This is a genomic window from uncultured Granulicatella sp., assembly GCF_938030755.1.
Taxonomy (GTDB): domain Bacteria; phylum Bacillota; class Bacilli; order Lactobacillales; family Aerococcaceae; genus Granulicatella.
This window is the reverse complement of record NZ_CALHIF010000056.1, coordinates 52,498-73,820: the sequence shown is the minus strand read 5'-3', so window position 1 is coordinate 73,820 and position 21,323 is coordinate 52,498. Positions and strand designations below refer to the sequence as shown.

At 37.2% G+C, this 21,323-nt stretch carries 27 protein-coding genes; 2 read left to right on the top strand and 25 right to left on the bottom strand.

Annotation, left to right across the window (positions count from 1 at the left end; genetic code table 11):
• Nucleotides 1-303: 303 nt before the first annotated feature.
• The 5 genes from sufB to sufC are packed head-to-tail and all read right to left on the bottom strand — an operon-like array spanning nucleotide 304 to nucleotide 5,439.
• Nucleotides 304-1,698, bottom strand: coding sequence for a Fe-S cluster assembly protein SufB (sufB, locus tag Q0594_RS05770; protein ID WP_005606693.1), 1,395 nt, complete (start codon nucleotides 1,696-1,698; stop codon nucleotides 304-306).
• 15 nt (nucleotides 1,699-1,713) lie between these two features.
• The gene (gene sufU / locus Q0594_RS05765; RefSeq protein ID WP_298730411.1) at nucleotides 1,714-2,154 is read right to left on the bottom strand and encodes a Fe-S cluster assembly sulfur transfer protein SufU; all 441 of its coding nucleotides are present in this window, start codon (nucleotides 2,152-2,154) and stop codon (nucleotides 1,714-1,716) included.
• Nucleotides 2,141-3,373: a cysteine desulfurase gene (locus Q0594_RS05760; RefSeq protein WP_298730409.1), complete on the bottom strand. Its 1,233-nt coding sequence runs from the start codon at nucleotides 3,371-3,373 to the stop codon at nucleotides 2,141-2,143. The genes sufU and Q0594_RS05760 overlap by 14 nt, the downstream gene beginning before the upstream one ends.
• Nucleotides 3,366-4,658 carry a Fe-S cluster assembly protein SufD gene (sufD, locus tag Q0594_RS05755; RefSeq protein WP_298730407.1) on the bottom strand — a complete coding sequence of 431 codons (1,293 nt, stop codon included), beginning with the start codon at nucleotides 4,656-4,658 and terminating at the stop codon, nucleotides 3,366-3,368. Before sufD ends, Q0594_RS05760 begins: the two co-directional genes overlap by 8 nt.
• 10 nt (nucleotides 4,659-4,668) lie before the next feature.
• Nucleotides 4,669-5,439: a Fe-S cluster assembly ATPase SufC gene (gene sufC / locus Q0594_RS05750; protein ID WP_298730405.1), complete on the bottom strand. Its 771-nt coding sequence runs from the start codon at nucleotides 5,437-5,439 to the stop codon at nucleotides 4,669-4,671.
• 157 nt (nucleotides 5,440-5,596) lie between these two features.
• Here sufC and Q0594_RS05745 point away from each other — a divergent pair, with 157 nt between their 5' ends.
• Nucleotides 5,597-6,343, top strand: coding sequence for a gamma-glutamyl-gamma-aminobutyrate hydrolase family protein (locus tag Q0594_RS05745; protein ID WP_298730420.1), 747 nt, complete (start codon nucleotides 5,597-5,599; stop codon nucleotides 6,341-6,343).
• A 50-nt stretch (nucleotides 6,344-6,393) separates the two neighbouring features.
• Here the strand turns inward: Q0594_RS05745 and Q0594_RS05740 are convergent, their stop codons facing one another.
• The 16 genes from Q0594_RS05740 to Q0594_RS05665 form a co-directional block, all read right to left on the bottom strand.
• Entirely contained in the window at nucleotides 6,394-6,759 is a 366-nt protein-coding gene (locus tag Q0594_RS05740) for a glycine cleavage system protein H (protein WP_298730403.1), read from the bottom strand.
• A gap of 1 nt (nucleotide 6,760) precedes the next feature.
• A complete protein-coding gene (locus Q0594_RS05735; RefSeq protein ID WP_298730401.1) occupies nucleotides 6,761-7,114 on the bottom strand; it encodes an arsenate reductase family protein in 354 nt (117 codons plus the stop codon).
• Nucleotides 7,111-8,358 (bottom strand): FtsW/RodA/SpoVE family cell cycle protein, encoded by a 1,248-nt coding sequence (locus Q0594_RS05730; RefSeq protein ID WP_298730399.1) that lies wholly within the window; start codon nucleotides 8,356-8,358, stop codon nucleotides 7,111-7,113. The genes Q0594_RS05735 and Q0594_RS05730 overlap by 4 nt, the downstream gene beginning before the upstream one ends.
• Nucleotides 8,330-9,214 carry a YihY/virulence factor BrkB family protein gene (locus Q0594_RS05725; RefSeq protein WP_298730397.1) on the bottom strand — a complete coding sequence of 295 codons (885 nt, stop codon included), beginning with the start codon at nucleotides 9,212-9,214 and terminating at the stop codon, nucleotides 8,330-8,332. The genes Q0594_RS05730 and Q0594_RS05725 overlap by 29 nt, the downstream gene beginning before the upstream one ends.
• A 260-nt stretch (nucleotides 9,215-9,474) precedes the next feature.
• A complete protein-coding gene (locus Q0594_RS05720) occupies nucleotides 9,475-10,833 on the bottom strand; it encodes an FAD-dependent oxidoreductase (protein ID WP_298730394.1) in 1,359 nt (452 codons plus the stop codon).
• A 254-nt stretch (nucleotides 10,834-11,087) separates the two neighbouring features.
• The gene (locus tag Q0594_RS05715) at nucleotides 11,088-12,407 is read right to left on the bottom strand and encodes a DUF2130 domain-containing protein (RefSeq protein ID WP_298730392.1); all 1,320 of its coding nucleotides are present in this window, start codon (nucleotides 12,405-12,407) and stop codon (nucleotides 11,088-11,090) included.
• 145 nt (nucleotides 12,408-12,552) lie between these two features.
• On the bottom strand, nucleotides 12,553-12,894 hold the full coding sequence (locus Q0594_RS05710) for a thioredoxin domain-containing protein (RefSeq protein ID WP_298730418.1): 342 nt from the start codon (nucleotides 12,892-12,894) through the stop codon (nucleotides 12,553-12,555).
• Between the two features lie 65 nt (nucleotides 12,895-12,959).
• Nucleotides 12,960-13,172, bottom strand: coding sequence for a hypothetical protein (locus Q0594_RS05705; protein WP_298730391.1), 213 nt, complete (start codon nucleotides 13,170-13,172; stop codon nucleotides 12,960-12,962).
• 12 nt (nucleotides 13,173-13,184) lie between these two features.
• Complete coding sequence (locus Q0594_RS05700) at nucleotides 13,185-13,703, bottom strand: isochorismatase family cysteine hydrolase (protein ID WP_298730389.1); 519 nt, start codon at nucleotides 13,701-13,703, stop codon at nucleotides 13,185-13,187.
• Between the two features lie 11 nt (nucleotides 13,704-13,714).
• The gene (locus tag Q0594_RS05695) at nucleotides 13,715-14,371 is read right to left on the bottom strand and encodes a YoaK family protein (protein WP_298730386.1); all 657 of its coding nucleotides are present in this window, start codon (nucleotides 14,369-14,371) and stop codon (nucleotides 13,715-13,717) included.
• Between the two features lie 5 nt (nucleotides 14,372-14,376).
• Nucleotides 14,377-14,667: a DUF1294 domain-containing protein gene (locus Q0594_RS05690; protein ID WP_298730384.1), complete on the bottom strand. Its 291-nt coding sequence runs from the start codon at nucleotides 14,665-14,667 to the stop codon at nucleotides 14,377-14,379.
• Between the two features lie 3 nt (nucleotides 14,668-14,670).
• Nucleotides 14,671-14,934, bottom strand: a complete 264-nt coding sequence (locus Q0594_RS05685; RefSeq protein WP_298730383.1) for a glutaredoxin — start codon at nucleotides 14,932-14,934, stop codon at nucleotides 14,671-14,673.
• 12 nt (nucleotides 14,935-14,946) lie between these two features.
• The gene (locus Q0594_RS05680) at nucleotides 14,947-15,354 is read right to left on the bottom strand and encodes a ribonuclease HI family protein (protein ID WP_298730381.1); all 408 of its coding nucleotides are present in this window, start codon (nucleotides 15,352-15,354) and stop codon (nucleotides 14,947-14,949) included.
• On the bottom strand, nucleotides 15,347-15,562 hold the full coding sequence (locus Q0594_RS05675; protein ID WP_298650120.1) for a cold shock domain-containing protein: 216 nt from the start codon (nucleotides 15,560-15,562) through the stop codon (nucleotides 15,347-15,349). The genes Q0594_RS05680 and Q0594_RS05675 overlap by 8 nt, the downstream gene beginning before the upstream one ends.
• Before the next feature lie 51 nt (nucleotides 15,563-15,613).
• Nucleotides 15,614-16,519 (bottom strand): hypothetical protein, encoded by a 906-nt coding sequence (locus Q0594_RS05670; protein ID WP_298730379.1) that lies wholly within the window; start codon nucleotides 16,517-16,519, stop codon nucleotides 15,614-15,616.
• A 110-nt stretch (nucleotides 16,520-16,629) separates the two neighbouring features.
• On the bottom strand, nucleotides 16,630-17,031 hold the full coding sequence (locus tag Q0594_RS05665) for a DUF2187 domain-containing protein (protein ID WP_366518788.1): 402 nt from the start codon (nucleotides 17,029-17,031) through the stop codon (nucleotides 16,630-16,632).
• Nucleotides 17,032-17,225: 194 nt separating this feature from the next.
• Between Q0594_RS05665 and Q0594_RS05660 the strand changes: the two genes are divergently transcribed.
• Entirely contained in the window at nucleotides 17,226-17,501 is a 276-nt protein-coding gene (locus Q0594_RS05660) for a hypothetical protein (protein ID WP_298730377.1), read from the top strand.
• A 66-nt stretch (nucleotides 17,502-17,567) separates the two neighbouring features.
• On the opposite strand, the gene Q0594_RS05655 is transcribed toward Q0594_RS05660, so the two are convergent.
• The 4 genes from Q0594_RS05655 to trmD all read right to left on the bottom strand — a co-directional run bounded on the left by Q0594_RS05655 (nucleotide 17,568) and on the right by trmD (nucleotide 21,322).
• Nucleotides 17,568-19,589, bottom strand: coding sequence for a heavy metal translocating P-type ATPase (locus Q0594_RS05655; RefSeq protein WP_298730373.1), 2,022 nt, complete (start codon nucleotides 19,587-19,589; stop codon nucleotides 17,568-17,570).
• A 140-nt stretch (nucleotides 19,590-19,729) separates the two neighbouring features.
• A complete protein-coding gene (gene rplS / locus Q0594_RS05650) occupies nucleotides 19,730-20,077 on the bottom strand; it encodes a 50S ribosomal protein L19 (protein WP_005606730.1) in 348 nt (115 codons plus the stop codon).
• Between the two features lie 159 nt (nucleotides 20,078-20,236).
• Nucleotides 20,237-20,581 carry a metalloregulator ArsR/SmtB family transcription factor gene (locus tag Q0594_RS05645; protein WP_298730371.1) on the bottom strand — a complete coding sequence of 115 codons (345 nt, stop codon included), beginning with the start codon at nucleotides 20,579-20,581 and terminating at the stop codon, nucleotides 20,237-20,239.
• On the bottom strand, nucleotides 20,582-21,322 hold the full coding sequence (gene trmD / locus Q0594_RS05640) for a tRNA (guanosine(37)-N1)-methyltransferase TrmD (RefSeq protein WP_298730368.1): 741 nt from the start codon (nucleotides 21,320-21,322) through the stop codon (nucleotides 20,582-20,584).
• Nucleotide 21,323 lies beyond the last annotated feature (1 nt).

Sequence of the window (21,323 nt, the reverse complement as noted above, 5' to 3'; positions counted from 1 at the left end):
TTACCAAGTTCTAGTGATTTTTTTCTGTATTCTTCAAATGAAATTTTATCATTATTATACAAATTATATAATTTTTCTGACTCTTCCTTTAATTCTGGTCTAGAATCAAAGTATCTCTTATAGCATTCTGCTACTCGTTTTTCTCTTTCTATATATTCTTCACTAATCATAAACATATCCCTCGATTTTAATTTATCGTTGAACTACTATAATCATATAATTACTAAAGATTATATTCAATAGAGTTATGAATATAAATAGCCAAGAAACCCGATTCAATCAAAGTTTCTTGGCTTATATCATCTATCCAACGGACCCTTCCATCTCGTAAGCAATTAAACGGTTTAATTCAACAGCGTATTCCATTGGAAGTTCTTTTGTAAATGGTTCAACGAATCCCATAACAATCATTTCTGTAGCTTCTGACTCGCTAATTCCACGACTCATCAAGTAGAACAATTGCTCTTCTGAAATTTTTGACACTTTGGCTTCATGTTCTAAAGCCACTTTATCATTATGAATTTCGTTAAATGGAATTGTATCTGATTTCGACTTGTCATCCATAATAATCGTGTCACATTCAATATGAGAAATCGAATAATCTGATTTTTTACTGAACGTCACTTGACCACGATAGTTCACCGCTCCGCCATCTTTAGCAATCGATTTTGAAACGATTGAACTTGAAGTATGTGGCGCATTGTGAATCATTTTCGCACCTGTATCTTGGTGTTGGCCTTCTCCGGCAAACGCAATCGATAACATTGTTCCTTTGGCGTATGGTCCTTCAAGGAATACTGAAGGATATTTCATCGTTGTCTTTGCACCAAGGTTTCCATCAATCCACTCAACGGTTCCGTAAGCAGCTGCTTTGGCACGTTTCGTTACCAAGTTATACACATTATCCGACCAGTTTTGAATCGTTGTATAGCGGCAATATCCACCTTCTTCAACGAAGATTTCAACAATTGCTGCATGTAAACTATTTGAAGAATACGTTGGAGCTGTACATCCTTCAACATAGTGTACGCTAGCCCCCTCATCCACGATGATGAGCGTACGCTCGAATTGTCCCATGTTTTGGTCGTTGATACGGAAATACGTTTGAAGTGGCACATCACATTTCACGCCTTTTGGTACATAGATGAACGTTCCACCTGACCATACTGCTGAGTTTAAAGCTGCTAACTTGTTATCCGTTGGTGGTACAAGTTTGGCGAAGTATTTTTCGAATAATTCTGGATATTCTTTCAAAGCAGAATCCGTATCTGTAAAAATAATTCCCAGTTTATCGAATTCTTCTTTCATATTATGATAAACCACTTCAGATTCAAATTGCGCAGAAGCTCCAGCTAAATACGCACGTTCTGCTTCAGGAATCCCGATTTTCTCGAAGGTATCTTTAATTTTTTCAGGAACATCATCCCATGAACGCGCTGGCTTATCACTGGCACGTTTAAAATAAGTAATTGCATCAAAATCAATGTCTGATAGGTCCGCACCCCATGTTTGCATTGGCATATTTTCGAATGTCTTCAATGATTTTAATCGGAAATCAAGCATCCATTGTGGTTCGTTCTTCACTTTTGAAATCGTACGCACGACTTCTTCACTTAATCCCATTCCTGTTTCATAAACAGGTGTTACATCCTCATGAAAGCCATATTTGTAATCGGCTAATTCAGGAACTCCACTCATTTTGTCACCACTTTCTTATGATTTCTCGTTTTCTACTGCACGCTCTAATGCTTTCCACGCAAGAGTGGCACATTTAATACGCGCTGGAAATTTTTGAACACCGGCAAGGAGCGCCGCATCCCCTAAAGGTTCTTCATCCACAGTTTCCCCTTGAACCAGACTAGAGAAGTCTTCGGCTAAAGAGACTGCTTCGTCAATCGTTTTTCCAATAATCGCATCACTCATCATGCTGGCACTCGCCATACTAATCGTACAGCCGTGTCCGTCAAAGTGAACATCTTCAATCACGCCGATGTCGTTTACAATCAGTTGCAACTGCAACACATCTCCACACGTTGGATTATTAAATTCAATCGTTGGAATGCTCGCATCATCCACCAATCCTTTATGGTGCGGATGAGAAGAATGATCCAAAATCACCTGACGATAAAGCTGATCTAATTTAGATAAGGCCATATTGGAAAAACTCCTTTACTTTTTCTAATGCTTCTAAAAACTGTTTTGCTTCTTGAAGCGTGTTATACATATAAAAACTTGCACGACATGTTGCTGGTACATCGAGCCATCTCATTAAAGGCTGCGCGCAATGATGTCCTGCGCGAACCGAAAATCCTTCCATATCCAGAGCCGTTGCGATGTCGTGTGGATGGATACCATCGATGGTAAAACTAATGACTCCAGAATGTCTTTCTGGATCACTTGGCCCGTATACCGTAACGCCTTCCATCTCTTGCATTTTCGGTAAGAGAACCGTGATAATTTCTTGTTCATGCTGATGGATATTCTCCATCCCAATTTCTTCCAAATAATCAATGGCAGCCGCTAGTCCGATGGCTCCTGCGATATTTGGAGTGCCGGCTTCGAATTTCCACGGCAATTCATTCCATGTACTCTCCTCATCGTACACGAAATCAATCATTTCGCCGCCGAATTCTACAGGATTCATCTCTTGAAGAAGTGCTTCTTTTCCATATAAGATACCAATCCCTGTAGGAGCCAGCATTTTATGACCGCTAAAGGCATAGAAGTCACAATCTAACGCTTGGACATCCACTCTTTGATGCGGCGCTGCTTGAGCACCATCCACAACGAGGATGCCTCCTACTGCATGAACCATCTCGGCTACACGCTTGGCATCCGTTACCGTTCCAAGAACGTTTGAGGCGTGGTTAATCGACACGATTTTCGCCTTCTCAGTTAAGAACTGTTCTGCTGCTTCGAGGTCTAATTCGCCCTCTTTGGTTAATGAAAAATAACGTAAAACGGCTCCTGTTTGTTTGGCCACTTGTTGCCAAGGAACCACATTCGAATGATGCTCAGCCGGGCTAATCCAAATTTCGTCCCCTTTTCGCAAGCGTCCTGGTGCAAATCCTTGTGCAACCCAGTTTAAACTGGTTGTCGTTCCACGCGTAAAGAGCACTTCTTTGGCACTACTAGCATTGATAAATTTCGCCACTTTAGCTCGAGCCGCTTCATACAAGTCAGTGGCTTCTTGTGCTAATGTATGCACCCCACGATGAATATTCGCATTATGAGTATCATAGAATTTCTCAACAGCTTCTACAACTTGGCTTGGCTTTTGCGTGGTTGCCGCATTGTCTAAATAGACAAGCACTTCATCGTTAACTTCACGCTTTAAAATCGGAAAGTCTTCTAGAATTGTTTTACTAATCATAGCTTGCAACCAACTTTTGTTCAATCATATCTACAAGTTCTTTTTGAAGAGTACTTGAAGGGATTGAACGAATCACGGCTCCTAAGAAGCCACGAATCACGAGGCGTTTTGCCTCAGCTTCTGAGATTCCACGGCTTGTTAAGTAGAATAATTGTTCATCATCCACTTGTCCCACACTTGCTGCGTGTCCAGCCGTTACTTCATTTTCATCGATTAATAGAATTGGGTTCGCGTCCCCACGTCCGCCTTCTGAAAGCATGAGTACACGGCTTTCTTGTTGGGCATCTGCGAATTTCGCTCCTTTAATAATATGTCCAATTCCGTTAAACGTTAAGGTTGATTTATCTAAAATAACACCGTGCTGTAAGATGTGTCCTACTGAATGTGGCGCATAGTTTGTCACACGTGTATCAATTCCTTGTACTTGGCGTCCTGTAGAAATACCGATCACATTCACTTGTGAATGAGAGCCATCTCCTCGTAATTCAGAGTCGAAGTCTGCAATCACATTTCCGTCATTCATAATGCCAAGTGCCCAGTTAATCGTTGCATCTTTTTCAAGATAGCCACGACGGTTCACATATGCATCTGTTGATTGATCTAAAGTATCAACAGCCGCAAACTGAACTTTCGCTCCTTGTTTTGCAATCACTTCTACAACAATGTTTGCTGTATTCTTTTTGTCTCCAACACTCTCAAAACGTTCCACATAAGAGACAGAGCTATTTTCATCCGCTACGATTAAAACGTGTTTCACGAACGCTTCGTCCACTAAGTTATTTTGAACAAAATGAGATTCAATAATTTCTTCCACGGCTACATTTTTAGGAATATAAATAAATACTCCTGAGTTGACCATAGCTGCGTGGTAAGCCGTTAAGCTATCTTCATCGACTGGTACTGCTTTTGTCATATAGTACGGTTTAACAAGCTCTGGATATTGTTCCAAAGCGTCAAATAAATCCATCACTAGAACATCATTCATGGCTGTTTCAGCATTCATTTCTTCCCAATAAGATACCGCACCTAGTTGAACGATTTTTGCACTTCCAGCTGCTGTTGGAATCACTTTTGGAAGCTCCTCAATCATTGAAGTACCTTCTCCGATTGAAGATTGAAATAAGTTCCAACGGTGGAATTTCACACGTTCAATAAAAGGTAAATCTAGCGTTTTAGCAAGTTCTAAGCCTTTAAGACGTGTTTGTAGAAACCACTCCGGTTCATTCTTTGTAAGAGAGAATGCGGTGATTTCTTCTGGTGTTATGGTTAATTTTGTCTCTGCCACAATCTCACTCCTACTCTTGATGTTCAATCTTGATTCCTAATTCTTCACTAATTCCTTTGTATCCTTCAGCTTCTAGGCGACGAGCAAGAGACGCATCTCCTGTCATCACAACACGGCCATCCATCATAATATGTACTACATCAGGTTCAATGTAATTTAAAAGACGTTGGTAGTGTGTAATAATTAATGATCCAAAATTGTCTCCACGCATCGCATTTACACCACGAGAAACAACTTTTAAGGCATCAATATCTAATCCTGAGTCGATTTCGTCTAGAATCGCAAATGTTGGTTCGATCATTAATAATTGAAGAATCTCGTTACGTTTCTTTTCCCCGCCTGAGAATCCTTCGTTTAAGTAACGTTCTGCCATTTCTTCTGGCATATCTAATAGGGCCATTTTTTCATCTAATTTCTTGATGAATTCACGAACCCCCATTTTGTCGCCTTCCTCACGACGTGCGTTGATAGCTGAACGCATGAATTCTGCGTTTGTCACCCCAACGATTTCGCTTGGATATTGCATCGCTAAGAATAGACCAGCGCGAGCGCGTTCGTCTACTTCCATTTCTAAAACGTTTTCGCCGTCTAATAGAATTTCTCCTTTCGTTACTTCATAACTTGGATGACCCATAATGGCTGCGGAAAGTGTTGATTTCCCAGTTCCGTTTGGTCCCATGACTGCGTGAATTTCTCCAGTGTTAATCGTTAAATTAACGCCCTTTAAAATTTCTTTGTCTTCAATCGATACATGTAGATTTTTAATCTCTAAAGTTGCCACGATTCATTCTCCTTTATAATCATTCTATTCTGTCTTATTTTATCCTAATTGAGAACGATTCGCAAATAGGCGCGCTTTGAAATCGTGTAATAATGCTTTTCATTTTCATGAAAATGAGGTATGATGGAACATATTTTTGAAAGAAAGGCTGATGCACATGCAAGCTTATCCACTTATTGGTATTGCAGGAAATCATCGCCAAGATAACACGGAAGAAGATCGCTACATTTTATCGTATGCGCCAAATGGTTTTGTTCGTGGTCTTGAAAAGGCAAATGCGATTCCTGTCATTATTCCCATTAGTAACCCAGAATTTGCAAAAGAATTCATTTCTCGACTTGATGGACTTTTATTAGCAGGTGGACAAGACGTTTCGCCACTTCTATATGGTGAAGAACCACATCTTAACTTGGCACGTACTTATCCTGCTCGTGATGCGTTTGAAATTGAGCTCATTAAAGAAGCTTATAGACAACACAAACCAATTTTTGCAGTGTGTCGCGGCTTACAAATTCTGAACGTCTCACTTGGCGGAACACTCTACCAAGATATTGAATCACAATATGATAATATTTCTGTGAAACATACACAAAAAACAATGCCGAGCCAACCAACTCATACGATACAAATCGCAAGTGGTAGCGAACTTTCTCGTGTACTTGGAACATCCACTCCTGTGAACTCTTATCATCACCAAGCGGTTAAACAATTGGCCTCTGACTTCGTTCCAGTTGCTTGGAGTACGGATGGACTTATTGAAGCATTCGAATCTAAATCAAAAGATCAAAGCGTGGTTGCCGTTCAATGGCATCCTGAACTATTAATTGAAGATAGTAATGTGATGCAAGGTTTATTTGATAATTTTGTGGAACGCGTCAATCGCTCAAAGAAAAATGCAAAATAAAAAACTACAAATTCTCACTCATTGAGAATTTGTAGTTTTCTTTTTATCTTTTATTTCACTTCACATTGTTCACATGGAAGGTCTTCCTCTAATAAAGCATTGAATTCCGCCTCATCTACGCCATTTAAACGAACAATCCAGTTTTTCTCTTCTTCTAATTCATTTAAGAATTCTGGATTATCTTCTAACTCATCATGGAAAGCCACGACTGTTCCGCTCAGTGGAGATATCAATTCAGTCACTGCCTTAGCTGCTTCTACACTAATAATGGAATCTTCTGTCGTTACTACTTCATTTTTAAGCAATTCAACAAAGCTCACATCGCCAAGATCATCTTGCCCTTTAGGAGAAAGACCGATTACATATTCTCCTCCTTTTTTTTGAATCCAAAGTCCATTTTCACTATATTTCTTCATCTTATCTCTTCCATTTCTCTTCGTAAACTTCTTCTTTAAAACCGAATGTCGCTTCACCATCATTCAATACAAGCGGACGTTTAATTAACATCCCATTACTTGATAGGAGACTTGCTGCTTCTTCATCACTCATCGAAGACAGTTTATCTTTTAGGCCAAGCGAGCGGTAAAGTTCTCCACTCGTATTCGCCACTTTCTTCCACTCTAAGTTCTGATTTTTCTTAATGGATAAAAGGTCTTTTGCAGTTGGAGGGTTCTCTCGAATATCTCTTTGCTCAAACTTCACTCCATTTAATTCAAACCATTTTAAAGCTTTCTTACAAGTTGTACATGTTGGGTGAATATATACAATCATTTTCCATCCTCCTGACGTAAACGTAACATAGTCGCATCCTGGTGTTTCGCTCCGAATGCATCTTCTTCATCATCAAATATGGTGCTCTTGAAGTGGTATCGCATGGACATAATCAGTCCTATCCCCATCATATTTCCAAGCAGACTCGACCCCCCTTGAGAAATAAATGGTAAAGGAATCCCTGTAAGTGGTAATAGCCCAATAGTCATTCCAATATTCTCAACAACGTGGAATAGAATCATCATAATAACACCTGTTGCGATATAAGTATAAAATTCATTCTTCGTATCAAAGCAAACGCGAATCATTTGATAAATCAAAATAAAGTAAATCGCGATTAAGAATGTTCCTCCTAAGAACCCAAAATTTTCTCCAATTGTCGCAAAAATCAGGTCAGATTCTCGAACAGGAACATAAACATCAGAGACTCCAAATCCTTTACCAAACATCCGACCAGAACCAATTGCTTTTAAGCTTTGGAACAATTGGAAACCATTTCCGCCTTGATCACGATATGGATCTAACCATGAATCGATACGAGCAAATTGATAATTTTTAAATCCGATATTTAATAGTAAATGACGGTTATACACTACTAAATAAATTAAAAGGGCCCCAATTAAAATCACTGTAATAATAATTGGAAGGAGGATCTTCCAACTAATCCCGGACATAATCATAATCCCACCCAGAATCATTAAGAAAACTAAAGTCGTTCCTAAGTCATTTTGTAGGATTACTAAGACCAATGCCGGGAAAGCCCATAACACTAATTTAACGAATAATTGCCAGTCTGTTTTTCTAGTTTTATATTTTGTCTTCATGTTATGAGAAGTCGCGACTTTAGCTAAGATTAAAATATAAAAAATCTTCACGACCTCTGAAGGCTGGAAGGAAAAGGTACCGAATCTGAACCAACTCTTCGCTCCTGTATCTGCAAATGTGGCTCTATCATAAAGAAAGAGAACCGCTAATAGCAGAAGTAACCCTAAAATATAACCCCAAGTGGTTAGTTTCCACAGTTGCTCCGAATCAAATTGCATAATTACAATAATTGCAATGACTCCAACTACATACCACAAAACTTGCATGAGTACCATTCTCAATGAACCATTTCCACTAATTAAATATGTCGTAGAAAATAGTGTAGCAATACTAATAAATGCTAATAACAATACCGGAAGAATGACACCATAATCGATTCGTGAATCTTTATCATTGTACATTAAGTTCTTTTTTTTCATCAGTTACTCCTTCAGTTTCTTTTTTAGGGTGTCTAAATCGATAAATAATGACATTCAGAACTCCGCCTAAAATCATTACATTAGCTATAAAATACAGCCAAATCATAAATACAATCAATGTCCCAAATGCACCATTTGCTGTTAAACTGCGCCCCGCATAGTGGATATAAATCGAAAATAGTTGCGAAATTAATACAAATCCAATGGTTGCAAAGAATCCTCCAGGCAAAGCATAAAGGAACGACCATTTTACATTTGGAATTGTAAAATACATAAAACTTAGTAATAAAAAGACCGTTATGAAAAGCATTCCCCATTTGATAAAAGAAAAATCTAAAATAATGCTTGATAAATTTAACGAGAAAAACTCTCCTATAAGACGTAAAAATTGCTCTCCAAAAATGAATACTACAGAAACGGCAAAAATCATTAAAATTGCAGCCATCGCAATGACAATCGCAAAAAATCTCTCAAAAATAAAATTTCTTCGAACAGGAGCTCCATATAAAACATTCAATGCTCTTTGCAAACTACTAAACATTTGAGAAGCAGGCCAAAATAAAATTAAAAGACCCAATGAAAGAGCTCCACCATTAAAATTACCAAGGTAATTCCTTAGAATCGGAATTAATACTTCATTAATATCCGCAGGAAAAATAGTTTTCATCGTTTTAAAAATAACATCAACAGGGATTGGTAAAAGTGGGATGATATTGGCAATTAACATAATAATCGGAATAATGGATAGCAAAATATAATACGTTAGTGCAGCAGATTCTACACCAATATTCACGTGCATTAAATTTTCTTGAATAATATTCCAAAGCCTGCTTCCAAACTTTTTCAGTCTCTGCACAACTGTCCTCTCCCTTTTCTTTTAGTGAATTCCACACTTCTCTTATTGTATCTCAATTATTGTATCATAAATACAGCCTTTTTTCTTCTAGGAAGAAACGGTCGAATCAGCTTTGAAAAGGTCCTATGTGGATTTTTTATCACTTTTTAAAAAATCTTTTTCAAAGTAAAAATGCCCAAAATTCACTTATAAGTGAATTTTGGGCATTCGAGGAAAAGGACACAACGAAGAGGATGCAAGCATCCTCTTTCAAAAGTGTATTATTTACCTTCTGCTAATACGCGTTCTTGTTCAACAGCAGCTTGTCCTAAGATATTTAAGTAGTTCCATGGACGGTCAAATACTGGTTGGAAGAAGAAGTCTACATAAGCTAAGTCTTCGATTGTCATTTTGTTTTGGATTGCTAATGACAATGTGTTTGCAGAAGCTGTACAGTCGTATTTAGACATTACTTGTCCACCTACGATACGGTTTGTACCTACTTCATAAACTAATTTCATGTATATTTTTTCGTATGTTGGCATGAATTCTGGACGGTGGTTATCTACCACGTATACAGAACGTACATCTAAACCGAAGTGAGGTGCGCTACCTACGTTAACCCCAGTTGAACCAATGTTCCATCCGAATAAGTGTAATCCAGATGTTGATTGAGTTCCACGGTATTTCACTTTGTGGCCGTTGATGTTTTTACCTACTAATGAACCCATACGTACAGCGTTCGTAGCCAATGGAATATATGCATGTCCACCATTTGGATTGTAGTTAACCGCACAGCTATCACCTGCAGCATATACATCTTTAGCAGATGTTTCCATGTAGTCGTTAACGATGATGGCACCGTTAGGCATTGTTTCTAATTGGTCTTTCACTAAGTCGTTGTTTGGACGGAAACCAACACATAAGATAACCATGTCAGCTTCGTATTCGCCACCTGAAGTTACAACTTTGTTTACAACGCCGTTTTCGCCTTCGAATGATTTAACCATTTCGTTTAAGCGAACGTTTACGCCACGTGCACGTAAGTCATCTTCTAAGATGTCAGTGAATTCTGGGTCTAAGTATTTGTTTAAGATACGGTCTAAACCGTCTACTAATGTTACTTCTTTACCTTCTAATGCGAAAGCTTCAACTAATTCGATACCGATGTATCCACCACCGACAACAACGATTTTCTTCTTATCGTTTTTCTTAGCAAAGATTTCTTTCGCTTGGTTGTAGTTTTTACATAATTGAACGTTTTCTAATTCACGTCCTGGGATTGGAGGAAGAATTGGCCAAGATCCAGTTGTTAACACTAATTTATCAAATGAATCAGTCTTTTCTTCACCTGTTTTTAAGTCTTTTACTGTTAATGTTTTACCAACAGTGTCGATGCTTGTTACATCGTGTTCCATACGAACTGTAGCTCCTAATGAAGCTAATTCTTCTGGACTAGAATAAAATAGTCCTTGAGGGTCTTTAACAACTCCTCCTACGTATAAAGCAATCCCACAAGATAAGAATGAAACATTATCATTTCTTTCGTATACAACGACTTCTGTTCCTGGATTGTCATTTAAAATTGTTTTGACTGCAGCAGTACCCGCGTGAGTACATCCAACTACTACAACTTTCATCAAATTTCCTCCTATAAACACTTTTGTTTATTATTGTTCTAGATAAGAATAATTATTATCTATACTCTTATATCCTACACATTCGGTACATAAAAAGCAAACGATATCATTCGCTTTAAACAGTAATTTTTCTTTATTTTTCAATATTTTTTAAGTGTTCATAGAATGTTGTCATTTTTCCTATTTTTAATTCTAAATGAGAACAGTTATCGATATTTTCGCAAATTAGATTCTGCTCTTAGAAGGACTTCCATTTACTCCAATTCTTCAAATCGTTGTTTCATCGTTGGATTGTTCTTCACGAGTTTCTTAACAGTTAAGTCTTCTGCTTTATTATTGGCTAAACGTAAATTATTTTCAGAAGAAAGCAATGCCGCTTTTGTCTTCTCAAGACTCTTAATCGTCTTGTCAATTTCATCAATGGCCGTTTGGAATTTCTTGCTTGCGAGTTCATAGTTACGCGCAAAGCCTTTTTTAAACGTCTCAAGGTCTTCTTCAAAGTGCGTAATATCAATATGTTGGTCACGCATCAAGGCTAATTCTTGTTTATATTGCAGTGAATTTAATGCTGCATTACGAAGCAATGTGATTATTGGAATAAAGAATTGTGGTCGAACAACATACATCTTTGGATAATGATAGGATACATCAACAATCCCTGTGTTATAGAGTTCATTGTCTGCTTCTAGGAGACTGACAAGAATCGCATATTCACATTGTTTTTCATGACGGTCCTTATCCAACTCTTTGAAGAAGTGTTCGTTTTTCTTCTTCGTTGCTGTTTCATCATTTTCGTTCTTCATTTCGAACATAATGGATAGAATTTCAACTCCATTCTCATCATATTCACGGTAGATATAATCACCCTTACTTCCTGTTTTGGCATCATTATCTTTTCCAAATTCCGCGCGAGGGAACGCCGTCATACGAAGACGATTAAATTCTATTTCGCAATGTTGTTCGAGGCTTTCTCCCACCATCTTCGTTGATTGTTTTGCCTTAAAGTCTTTATAGAACGCAATCGCTTCATCTTTTGCCTTCAGCTCTAATTCGAACTGATCTTTCTTTGAACGTAATTCTAATTCGTATTTTTCTTTTAGGGCTGTTTGTTGTACTTCTTGTTCTTTTTGTTGCAACTCTTTTGCTTGTTTAAGTTCAAGAATCGTACGTTCTTTTTCATGTAAATCTTCTTGGAATTTTTGAGACAATTCTACTTCCTTGAATTGCAATTGTTGTTTTAACTGTTCTAACTCTGATTGAAGTGCATTAAACTCTTTCTCTTTTTTAAATAATGCCTCCTGAACATTCTTTTCTTCTTTTACATCTGCATTTTTCAATGCTAATTCCAAAGAGAGAATCTTTTGTTCAAAATTTGCTCGTTCTTCGTCATAGCGACGTTTTTCTTGTTCTTTATTTAAGGCTTTTTCCGTTTCAAATTGCTTCTTAGCCATTTCAAGTTGTGCGTGGACATCTTCTGCAAATTCTTTAGTGCGAATTTGGTTCACAATATCCGCATAGGAATGCTCATCAATCGTAAAGACCGTTTGGCAATGTGGACATTTAATTTCGTTCATCGTACTCCTCCTTTGTTTTCAATTTATTTTATCATACTCTCTAACATTCTAAAATAAGTATTTATTTTGTAGAATAGCTTTCTAAATAACGAAAAGACTCTGCTATCTTACATAAGCAGAGTCTTTAAAAATGGATTTGGTCTTCTTAACCAATAAATGCTTTAATTTGTTCAACACTTTGTGATGAATCACAAACTACACGAACGTTTCCATCACGAGCAACGAGTAAACCAGGTACTGTTGGCATATTGTATTTAGAACGGAATGCTGCTAAAGCTTCATTTGTTCTGTCTTCTGAGTTAATAAAGTACATTTCTTTTCCTAAAGCTTCACGTGCTTCGTTCATCTTTGGAGCAAAACGACGACAATATGGGCAGGTTGGGCGTCCTACAAAAAGAACGACTTCCTTTCCTTCATCGATTAACGCTTCTACTTTCTCAGCAGTTGTTTCCACAAATTGACTTACATCTTTTGCAAATTGTTCCATTAAAATTCCCTCCATTCATTTTTCTCCATTATGACAATGAAAAAAGAGTAGTGCAACAAATGTGCCTACTCTTTCTTATCTTTTGGATTGATTTCTTTATATTTTTTACGAATGTATAATAGACGGCAAATAAATGCCCCTAACATCCCAATGGCAATCCCGCCAATCATATTATCAATTAGAATACCAATCCCAAATCCGATAGCAATCCCCAACAACATGATGAGATTCAACACGGACATTTCTCTAATTCTATCTTTTGGATCTTGCTCTTTCATATGCTTCCTCCATTATTGAATTTCGATATGACACATCTTCATTGCTGCTAAGGCATTCTCATGACTTTCTGGTGTAACTCCAGCACAAGCACTAGAAATAACGGTAACAGGTGTATTTTGAAAATGCGCTTTAGCAAGCATAGCATTACTGATGACACAAATATCTGTACAAATTCCGATAAGTGTAATGCTTTCTACATCAGGAACTTCCTTTTCAATGATCCCCATTAACTTTTCAGAACCAAATGTAGATTTTTCAATTCCTGTTGCATCTTTTAATAATAATGCTTTTTCGATTTTGGGATGAATTTTCCACCCTTGGCTTCCTTTAATACAGTGAACGACCGGTAAATGACGGCCTTCTTCAGTATCTAGATAGTCTTCTCCATGAGTATCCTGAGTATAAAATACTTTCCCATCAAATGAGGTAATGGTTTCCACCGCAGTATCAATCATCGAAACGGCTTCTTTGGACCCCAATACTCCATCTACAAAATCATTTTGCATATCTACAACAATTAAAACCTTCATACAATTTCCTCCTAATGAAAGAATAGTTTACGGAATGAAAAATAATAAAAACCAAGAATCATATATCCCACACTAATTAACACAATCGTCGCATCCGAATAGAGTTGGAAAAATTGGAAAGAAATAGTTCCCCCAATCCCAAAAAATAACATACTTGTAAAATAGAAAAGTACTTTCCAACGATCTTTCTTTTGCCCTCGAATTAGACGCCCAATTACCACTCCAATATCGGTTAAATATCCGGTAAAATGTGAGGTTCGCACAATCATTCCATGATAATAAATAAACATTCCATTTTGTGTTCCCACGACAAATGAGAAATAATAGAGCCAGCGTTCATCTCTGAGCCCTAACAAAAATAATACTAACATAATGATGCCGAATGTTAACAGTAAAAGACCATATCGTTTAGTAGGTTCAAATTTTTTCTTAGAAAATAAAATCCCCGATAGCACACCGCCTCCACCAAAACAGATGATCATTCCTAAAAGGCGAATCATTATAACCCATTCCCCCTGATTTAATGCTAAAACAAATTGCGTAATATTCCCGGTAAAATGAGTCGCAGGTGTTAAAAACAATAACAAGGTCAATACATTAACCATTCCTGACAACATACTTAATAAAGCAATCCAAATATCAAAATAAAATCTCTCTTGTTTATTCATGTACCCTACTTTCTATACATCCAAACTACCCCAATAACTAACCAGAAAAAAATGTTCACTAGAAAAGTAATTAAAAAATAGTTTTTCCTCTTTTTATGATTAAAAATGAATAACCCAAGTAGGCCCCCAAAACCTCCACCAAGAATTCCAAGCAACAATAAAGTTTTCTCTGAAATTCTCCATTTTTTTAAAATTGCACAACACTTATCAATTCCCATCAAAATGAATAATAAACTATTGATTCCAACAAAATAAAAGGAAAGGACTGTCTGCAATGATTCTTTAGGAAACTCCACTGATTAAAGATACCTTTCTTCTAAGTCACTCACTTCAAAAATGAATGAACCTTCCTCTGTAATTAAGCAAGGAATCCCCGCCATCCCTTGCTCTTTCCTTGGGATAAACACTTCTTCACGGTCACGAAGTCTGAGAAATTCTTTTAAGTTTTTCATACTAGAGGTGATATCCACTTCTCTAGCAGAAATTCCAAGTTTTGCCATCGCTTCTTTAAAAGGAGCTGTATCTGGGCATAAGCTACTATAATATAAAGTTTTTTCGTTCATGAAAACTCTCCTTTATTGTTTTGTTAATCGTTGCTGCAAAGCTTGACGTGCTAATTGATCCGCCCCACGATTATCACTTTCTGGTATCCATTTAATAAATACTTGAGGAAATTGCTTTAACTGACGTTGTATTTTCTGAAGGACAACTCTATTATTCTCTCTCTTTGTATAATTTTTCAAAATGGCATCTGCAGCTACTTTAGAGTCCGTATGTATAAAAATTAACTCTTCTTGGTACTGCTTGGCATCTAATAATTCCAACGCTTTAGAGATTGCCATAAACTCAGCAAGATGATTATCCATTTTCTTTTCTACGGGAAATTTATAAGGAAATTGTTCTCCATCTTTTAACAATAGAATTCCTAACCCCACTTCACCAGGATTTCCATTGACCGCTGCATCCGTATATACTTTAATCATGATCTACAAGAGTCTCCACATGAGTCGCTTGAACTCCATGTGTTCCTTTTGAAATTTCAAATGTCACTTTTTGGCCTTCTTTCAACGATTTGAAACCTTCTGCCACAATTCCTGTGAAATGAACAAAGATATCTTCATCCGTTTTTGTATTGCGAATAAAACCATATCCTTTTTCGTTATTGAACCATTTTACAATTCCGACTTCCATATGGATTCCTCCTTTAATGATGTATCTCTATTATACTGGATACGACGATTTTTAACAGTTATGAAGTGTTTGATGAGCTTTTATAAAGGATGCATCTTCTTCATACAAGCTTAGTAGCAAATCTTCCCTTTGTAATTGTGTCTCTACCCATTCCCCAGCATCTTTAAAATAGTTGTCAGCAAAAGGAGCTACACGTAAAAAATCCGAATGAAGTTTTTGAAGTAACAATTCCTTCGTTTCTCCGCTTAACTGGGTTTGTTTAGAAATCAGAGACTCAATTTCAATGAATACTCGATTCTCATAAACCGATGTAATATTCTCCTTAGAAATTTCTACTCTATTGTTAGAAAAAGCATCATAAAAATTTATCCTTTTTGAAGGACCCTCTTTTAACCAATATTCCACTAAAAATCCTTTCCAAAATAATTGTGTTTTGGTACTCGAAAGAAAGGACTCCACTACAGACCATTTTAAAGGCGTCTGCATCTTCGTTAATGTTTTTACAATATAGGAATTCTGTTCCTCGGATAAAACCTCATGCTTCTTAAGCTTCTCACTTAACTGTTGCAGTTTTACCACTTCACTTTTGGTAAATTCACTTTTTTCTTTTTCACATAATAACGTTAACTCTAAAATGCGATCCATTCCTAAAACCGATATAAGTTCTTCTTTTTGCATCCACTCTTCCACTTGAAGGAATTGATGGTTATGAATCGCAACTTTTATCTTCCACTCCCACTGATTCGCTTTGGTGTCAAACTCAAGTGCTGCTTCTTCTACATAGTAAGTTAAATCGTCCCAACGTTTTCCTTTTTCTAACAATTGTAAAAATGGAATCAAGTCTACTTGATAGTCCTTTGCGCTTATCTTGTTTTCAAATTCTTCGATTGCACTTTCCAACTTATCTTCAAACGCATCAGATTGAAGAGCATTTGTGATTGTATATTTTTCAGTCATTGATTTCCTCCCCAGTTATTTCATTTTTATTATACTTTAAAGGGCCTAATTTAGAAAGTTCATCAAAGAAAAAAAGCCCAAAGGTAGCTCATACCACCTTGGACCTTCATCTATTTTTCAATCGGTAAAAATTCCACTATATCCTTAAAATTAACAACCGTTCTAGCTTCACAAATATCCTTCATACATTGGTTTGAGGAATTCCAATCAATGATAACAACGGCACTATTGGCTAGTAGTTTCCAGATAATCCCAATCATCTCTTGCTCTCTAAAAGTAAATCGAATCCGATTGCCAACTTCTGGTCTTATCGATTCTTTGATTTGTGTAATAATCTGAACTCCTTCATCATACGGAACACCAAGCAAATGGGCAATTCTCGATTTGCTTGTTCCTTTTCTGAGTTCGGTTTCTACTGTAATCTTGATTTCTTTCGTGACACGTTTTACCATTGCTCCCGCCTCTTTCCATGTCTCGCCAATTTCCAACACCTTCTTTATCCATTGTATCACAAAGTAGCCCCTTTGTATGTAAAAACGGCTTAATTTCTAAATTATCATTCTTTCTAATCTTTTTTATTAATGAATCCGAAACAAAAATAGTCATTATGTAGAAAATTTTGGGATATTTTGCTCAAAAATGAACATCTATTTGTAAAACGCATACATTTACACTATACTTAAATTGTAATGAATGGAGGGATTTTATGTTAGAACAAGCGATAACTATTTTAAAGTATGAATATCATATTGCTCCTGGGAGTTATTTCCATGTAGAAACCCCATGGGTAAAAGATATCAGTGAAATAAAAACTGTGATTATAGATCAAGATAATGTCTTTACAAAGATGTTAAGTATTTATCCTAATAACTTCGTCATGTTTTTAGAGCAATTCCCTGATTATAGTATTTATAGAACGAATTTCCCATTAGAACTCATTCATGAAAGTGATACTTACCGCGTCTGTTTTGACCAGGCGTAATTCCTATTGCAAAAAAGCAGAACTTGGACAATCTAATTTCTCTGCGTCCTTGTTCTGCTTTTTCTTTTATTCTTCTATTGGTGTAAGTAATCGTAGTCCGTTTAAGAGTACTAAAATCGTACTTCCTTCATGTAAGACAACTCCCCAGCCGATATTCGTTAATCCAAAGAAGTTAAGGATTAAAAGCATCACAACGACTGACATCGCAAAAATCATATTTTCTAAAATCACACGATGTAATTTCTTACTAATCTTATGCGCTGAAACAAGCTTTTGTAAGTCGTTTTTCATAATGACAATATCACTAGTTTCAATCGCAATGTCTGTCCCATTTCCCATCGCAATACCGATGTCAGCTGTCGCAAGAGCTGGCGCATCATTCACACCGTCTCCTACCATCGCTGTTAATCCATAACGTTCTTTTTGAGACTGAATCTTTTCTAATTTTTCTTCCGGCAATACATTTGCGACAACTTCTTGTACACCAAGCTTCATTCCAATCATTTCAGCAGTTTCTCTTGAATCCCCTGTAATCATTGTTGTATGCACGAGTTCGCTCTTGAAGTAATCTAGTACTGCTTTTGAGGCTTCATTTGGTAAGTCCATGAAGGCCATCAAACCAACAATCGTATTGTTTTTCACCACAGTTACAACTGTTTTTCCTTCGCTTGCCCATTCTTGCATGCGAGTATCGACTTCCATAGAGCGGTCCACTGTATCCATTGGTTTAATAATATGGATTTCCTCACCGCTAACAACAGAACGTACACCTTGTCCTACAAGTACTTCCACTTCGATTTCCTCGTCTAATACTGTCCATTCGCTAAATTTTTGAACGACTGCTTGTGCAAGCGGATGTGTGGATTGTTTTTCCATTGCTACAACAGCTGGAATCATTGTTTCATCTTCAAACCAGTAATCCGTTAACTCTGGAGTCCCTTTTGTTAAAGTACCTGTTTTATCAAATGAAATGACACGTAAGTCTTGCAATTGAGAGATGGCTGCTCCACCTTTAGCTAAAATCCCCATTTTGGATAAACGAGACATCGCTGCTAAAGTTGCAGGAACCGCACTCGCTGCTAGCGCACATGGAGACACCCCAATAAGGTATACCATTCCACGGTAGAGTGTTGTGTTTAAATCCCATCCCATTAAGAAATATCCAAATAATAGGAATATTGGCCAAATAATCAATACGATATTGACGTAAATGGGTTCAATCTTTTGAATAAAGGTTGCTTGCTTGTTCATTGAATGTTGGGCATTTTCAACAACCTTCATAATCTTCGCAAAAACAGTATCCGTACTTTCTGCAGTTACTTTCATTTCGAAGCGACTAGAAATATTGACAGTACTTGCAAATACTGAATCGCCTTCTCCTTTTGAACGAGGCATGCTTTCACCTGTAATGGTTGCTTCATCAATCGAAGTTAAACCTTTTGTAATGACGCCATCGATTGGTACTTGGTCCCCATGTAATACTTCTAATGTATCCCCAATTTTTATGTCTGCTACTTCAACGACAACGACTTCCCCATTTTCTTGAATCAGGCGAGCTTGCGTTGGATTCATTTGTAATAATGCCGTTAGCGACTTACGGCTTTTCTCTTCTACATACTCTTCAAGGAAGTGAGCTCCTGCAAAAATCAAAATCAGTAAAGCTCCTTCTTCCGCATTCCCAATGAGCACAGCTCCCAAAGCCGCAAGCGTCATTAAGATATGCACATTCGGTTGAAACTTCCCTTTCTTTTTACTACGTTCAATCGTATCTTCAATACCTTCCATCGTTACATGGTAGCCCGATAAGAATAACGTTAGGATGAATAAAATATTCGCAACCCCGTTCCCCATAAAATGAAGAACCATTCCAATAATATAAAGGACTAGTCCTGCAATATAGAATATGACTGCTTTACTATCATCATGGTCGTGTCCGTGATGATGCCCATGGTCATGATGGTGCTCATATTCTTGATCATCATGATGTAAGTAATGATCTTGACATGTTTCTCCTTCATGAGTTTCTTCTTTATTTAATAGGTGTTCAAATTTATGTTTCAAGTTATGAGTTAATTCTTTGAAATCCATGATATCTCCCCTCCGATTTCTTGTTAACTTTATAATACATGAACATTCATTCATATGTCAAGCAATAACTTAGAATAATTCTAAATAAATTTAGACAAAAAAATAGATTGGACAATGTCCAATCTATTTTGAAGTTTCTATTAACGACGACGTTCTTGGATACGTGCTGCCTTCCCACGTAGGTTACGTAGGTAATATAATTTAGCACGACGAACTTTACCGTAACGAACTACTTCGATTTGTGCTACACGTGGAGTGTGTAATGGGAATGTACGTTCCACACCAACACCGTTAGAAACTTTACGAACTGTATAAGTTTCGCTGATGCCAGCACCACGACGTTTGATAACAACGCCTTCGAAGATTTGGATACGTTCGCGAGTTCCTTCAACAACCTTAGCGTGAACACGTACAGTGTCACCAGGGCGGAATGCAGGAATATCAGAACGTAATTGTTCTTGAGTTAATTCTTCGATTAATTTGCTCATATTTTTTTCTCCTTCCAACAAACACTCATGACTTGGCTGTATGTCCAATCAGCGGAATATCGTTATCTCTGAGTGAAGTCTCACTCACTCGAAATATATTAGCATACTTGCATTTCAATTGCAAGCAAATTACAGAGATTTTCTTCGTAAAAATAAGACTTACGAATGCTCTTCACAGCAGTGTTCATCTGCTAAATTATAAAGTTGTAATACATGATGATCTTCTAAGGAGTACCAGACATGTTTTCCAACTTTTTCTGCCTTCACGATATGGTGGGCTCTTAGTTTTTTTAACTGATGAGAAATTGCAGATTGCTCCATCCCTGTACATTTCATCAAGTCTTCCACACATAAAGGTTCTTTTCGGGTTAAAAGCGTAATGATATTCAATCGAGTATTATCTCCTAAAAGTTTAAAGAGTTGCACCATTTCTAATCTACCCGAATCGTTTTCTATCACCTTTTGAAAAACTTTTATTTCTTCTGGACTTAAATGTTCTCTCATTTAACATCCCTCTTCTTCCTTAATTTGCTCCAGTAACTTCTCTTCTTCTTTTGAAAGTTCATACTTTTCCAGTAAATCCGGTCTTCTTAAATAAGTTTTACGAAGGGATTCTTTCATTTGCCACTCCGCAATTTTTGCATGATTTCCACTGAGCAATACTTTAGGTACTTCCATCTCTTTATAGACTCTTGGGCGCGTATATTGCGGATGTTCCAACAATCCTGTGGAATGAGAATCTCCTACTGCGGAAGCATCATTTCCTAATACATCTGGCAAGAGTCGCACGGTCGCATCAATCATTACCGTTGCGGCTAATTCTCCACCGGTTAGTACGAAATCTCCAATCGAGTATTCATCGGTCACAAGTGTACGAATCCGTTCATCATATCCTTCATAGTGACCACAAATAAACACCAAATGCTCTTCCTTCGATAATTCTTCAGCATCCTTTTGCGTAAAGGTTTTCCCCGCTGGATCCATTAAAATGACACGTGGCGTCGTTTTTGGTGAACGCTCTCGAATCGATGCGAGTGCTAAATCGATTGGTTCCACTTTTAGAAGCATCCCAGCTCCACCACCAAAAGGATAATCGTCCACATGATTATGTTTATTATTTGAAAACTGACGGAAGTCCGTTGTTTCAAACTCAATTTTCCCAGCATCAATGGCCTTTCCGATAATCGATTGCGTCATCGGACCTTGCACCATTTCAGGGAATAATGTTAATACATCAATTTTCATC

Excerpts from the sequence above, each read along its gene's own strand:
- sufB (WP_005606693.1), bottom strand. The coding sequence starts at position 1,698 with ATGAGTGGAGTTCCTGAATTAGCCGATTACAAATATGGCTTTCATGAG.
- sufU (WP_298730411.1), bottom strand. The coding sequence starts at position 2,154 with ATGGCCTTATCTAAATTAGATCAGCTTTATCGTCAGGTGATTTTGGAT.
- Q0594_RS05760 (WP_298730409.1), bottom strand. The coding sequence starts at position 3,373 with ATGATTAGTAAAACAATTCTAGAAGACTTTCCGATTTTAAAGCGTGAA.
- Q0594_RS05745 (WP_298730420.1), top strand. The coding sequence starts at position 5,597 with ATGCAAGCTTATCCACTTATTGGTATTGCAGGAAATCATCGCCAAGAT.
- Q0594_RS05740 (WP_298730403.1), bottom strand. The coding sequence starts at position 6,759 with ATGAAGAAATATAGTGAAAATGGACTTTGGATTCAAAAAAAAGGAGGA.
- Q0594_RS05735 (WP_298730401.1), bottom strand. The coding sequence starts at position 7,114 with ATGATTGTATATATTCACCCAACATGTACAACTTGTAAGAAAGCTTTA.
- Q0594_RS05730 (WP_298730399.1), bottom strand. The coding sequence starts at position 8,358 with ATGAAAAAAAAGAACTTAATGTACAATGATAAAGATTCACGAATCGAT.
- Q0594_RS05720 (WP_298730394.1), bottom strand. The coding sequence starts at position 10,833 with ATGAAAGTTGTAGTAGTTGGATGTACTCACGCGGGTACTGCTGCAGTC.
- Q0594_RS05715 (WP_298730392.1), bottom strand. The coding sequence starts at position 12,407 with ATGAACGAAATTAAATGTCCACATTGCCAAACGGTCTTTACGATTGAT.
- Q0594_RS05710 (WP_298730418.1), bottom strand. The coding sequence starts at position 12,894 with ATGGAACAATTTGCAAAAGATGTAAGTCAATTTGTGGAAACAACTGCT.
- Q0594_RS05705 (WP_298730391.1), bottom strand. The coding sequence starts at position 13,172 with ATGAAAGAGCAAGATCCAAAAGATAGAATTAGAGAAATGTCCGTGTTG.
- Q0594_RS05700 (WP_298730389.1), bottom strand. The coding sequence starts at position 13,703 with ATGAAGGTTTTAATTGTTGTAGATATGCAAAATGATTTTGTAGATGGA.
- Q0594_RS05695 (WP_298730386.1), bottom strand. The coding sequence starts at position 14,371 with ATGAATAAACAAGAGAGATTTTATTTTGATATTTGGATTGCTTTATTA.
- Q0594_RS05685 (WP_298730383.1), bottom strand. The coding sequence starts at position 14,934 with ATGAACGAAAAAACTTTATATTATAGTAGCTTATGCCCAGATACAGCT.
- Q0594_RS05680 (WP_298730381.1), bottom strand. The coding sequence starts at position 15,354 with ATGATTAAAGTATATACGGATGCAGCGGTCAATGGAAATCCTGGTGAA.
- Q0594_RS05675 (WP_298650120.1), bottom strand. The coding sequence starts at position 15,562 with ATGGAAGTCGGAATTGTAAAATGGTTCAATAACGAAAAAGGATATGGT.
- Q0594_RS05670 (WP_298730379.1), bottom strand. The coding sequence starts at position 16,519 with ATGACTGAAAAATATACAATCACAAATGCTCTTCAATCTGATGCGTTT.
- Q0594_RS05660 (WP_298730377.1), top strand. The coding sequence starts at position 17,226 with ATGTTAGAACAAGCGATAACTATTTTAAAGTATGAATATCATATTGCT.
- Q0594_RS05655 (WP_298730373.1), bottom strand. The coding sequence starts at position 19,589 with ATGGATTTCAAAGAATTAACTCATAACTTGAAACATAAATTTGAACAC.
- rplS (WP_005606730.1), bottom strand. The coding sequence starts at position 20,077 with ATGAGCAAATTAATCGAAGAATTAACTCAAGAACAATTACGTTCTGAT.
- Q0594_RS05645 (WP_298730371.1), bottom strand. The coding sequence starts at position 20,581 with ATGAGAGAACATTTAAGTCCAGAAGAAATAAAAGTTTTTCAAAAGGTG.
- trmD (WP_298730368.1), bottom strand. The coding sequence starts at position 21,322 with ATGAAAATTGATGTATTAACATTATTCCCTGAAATGGTGCAAGGTCCG.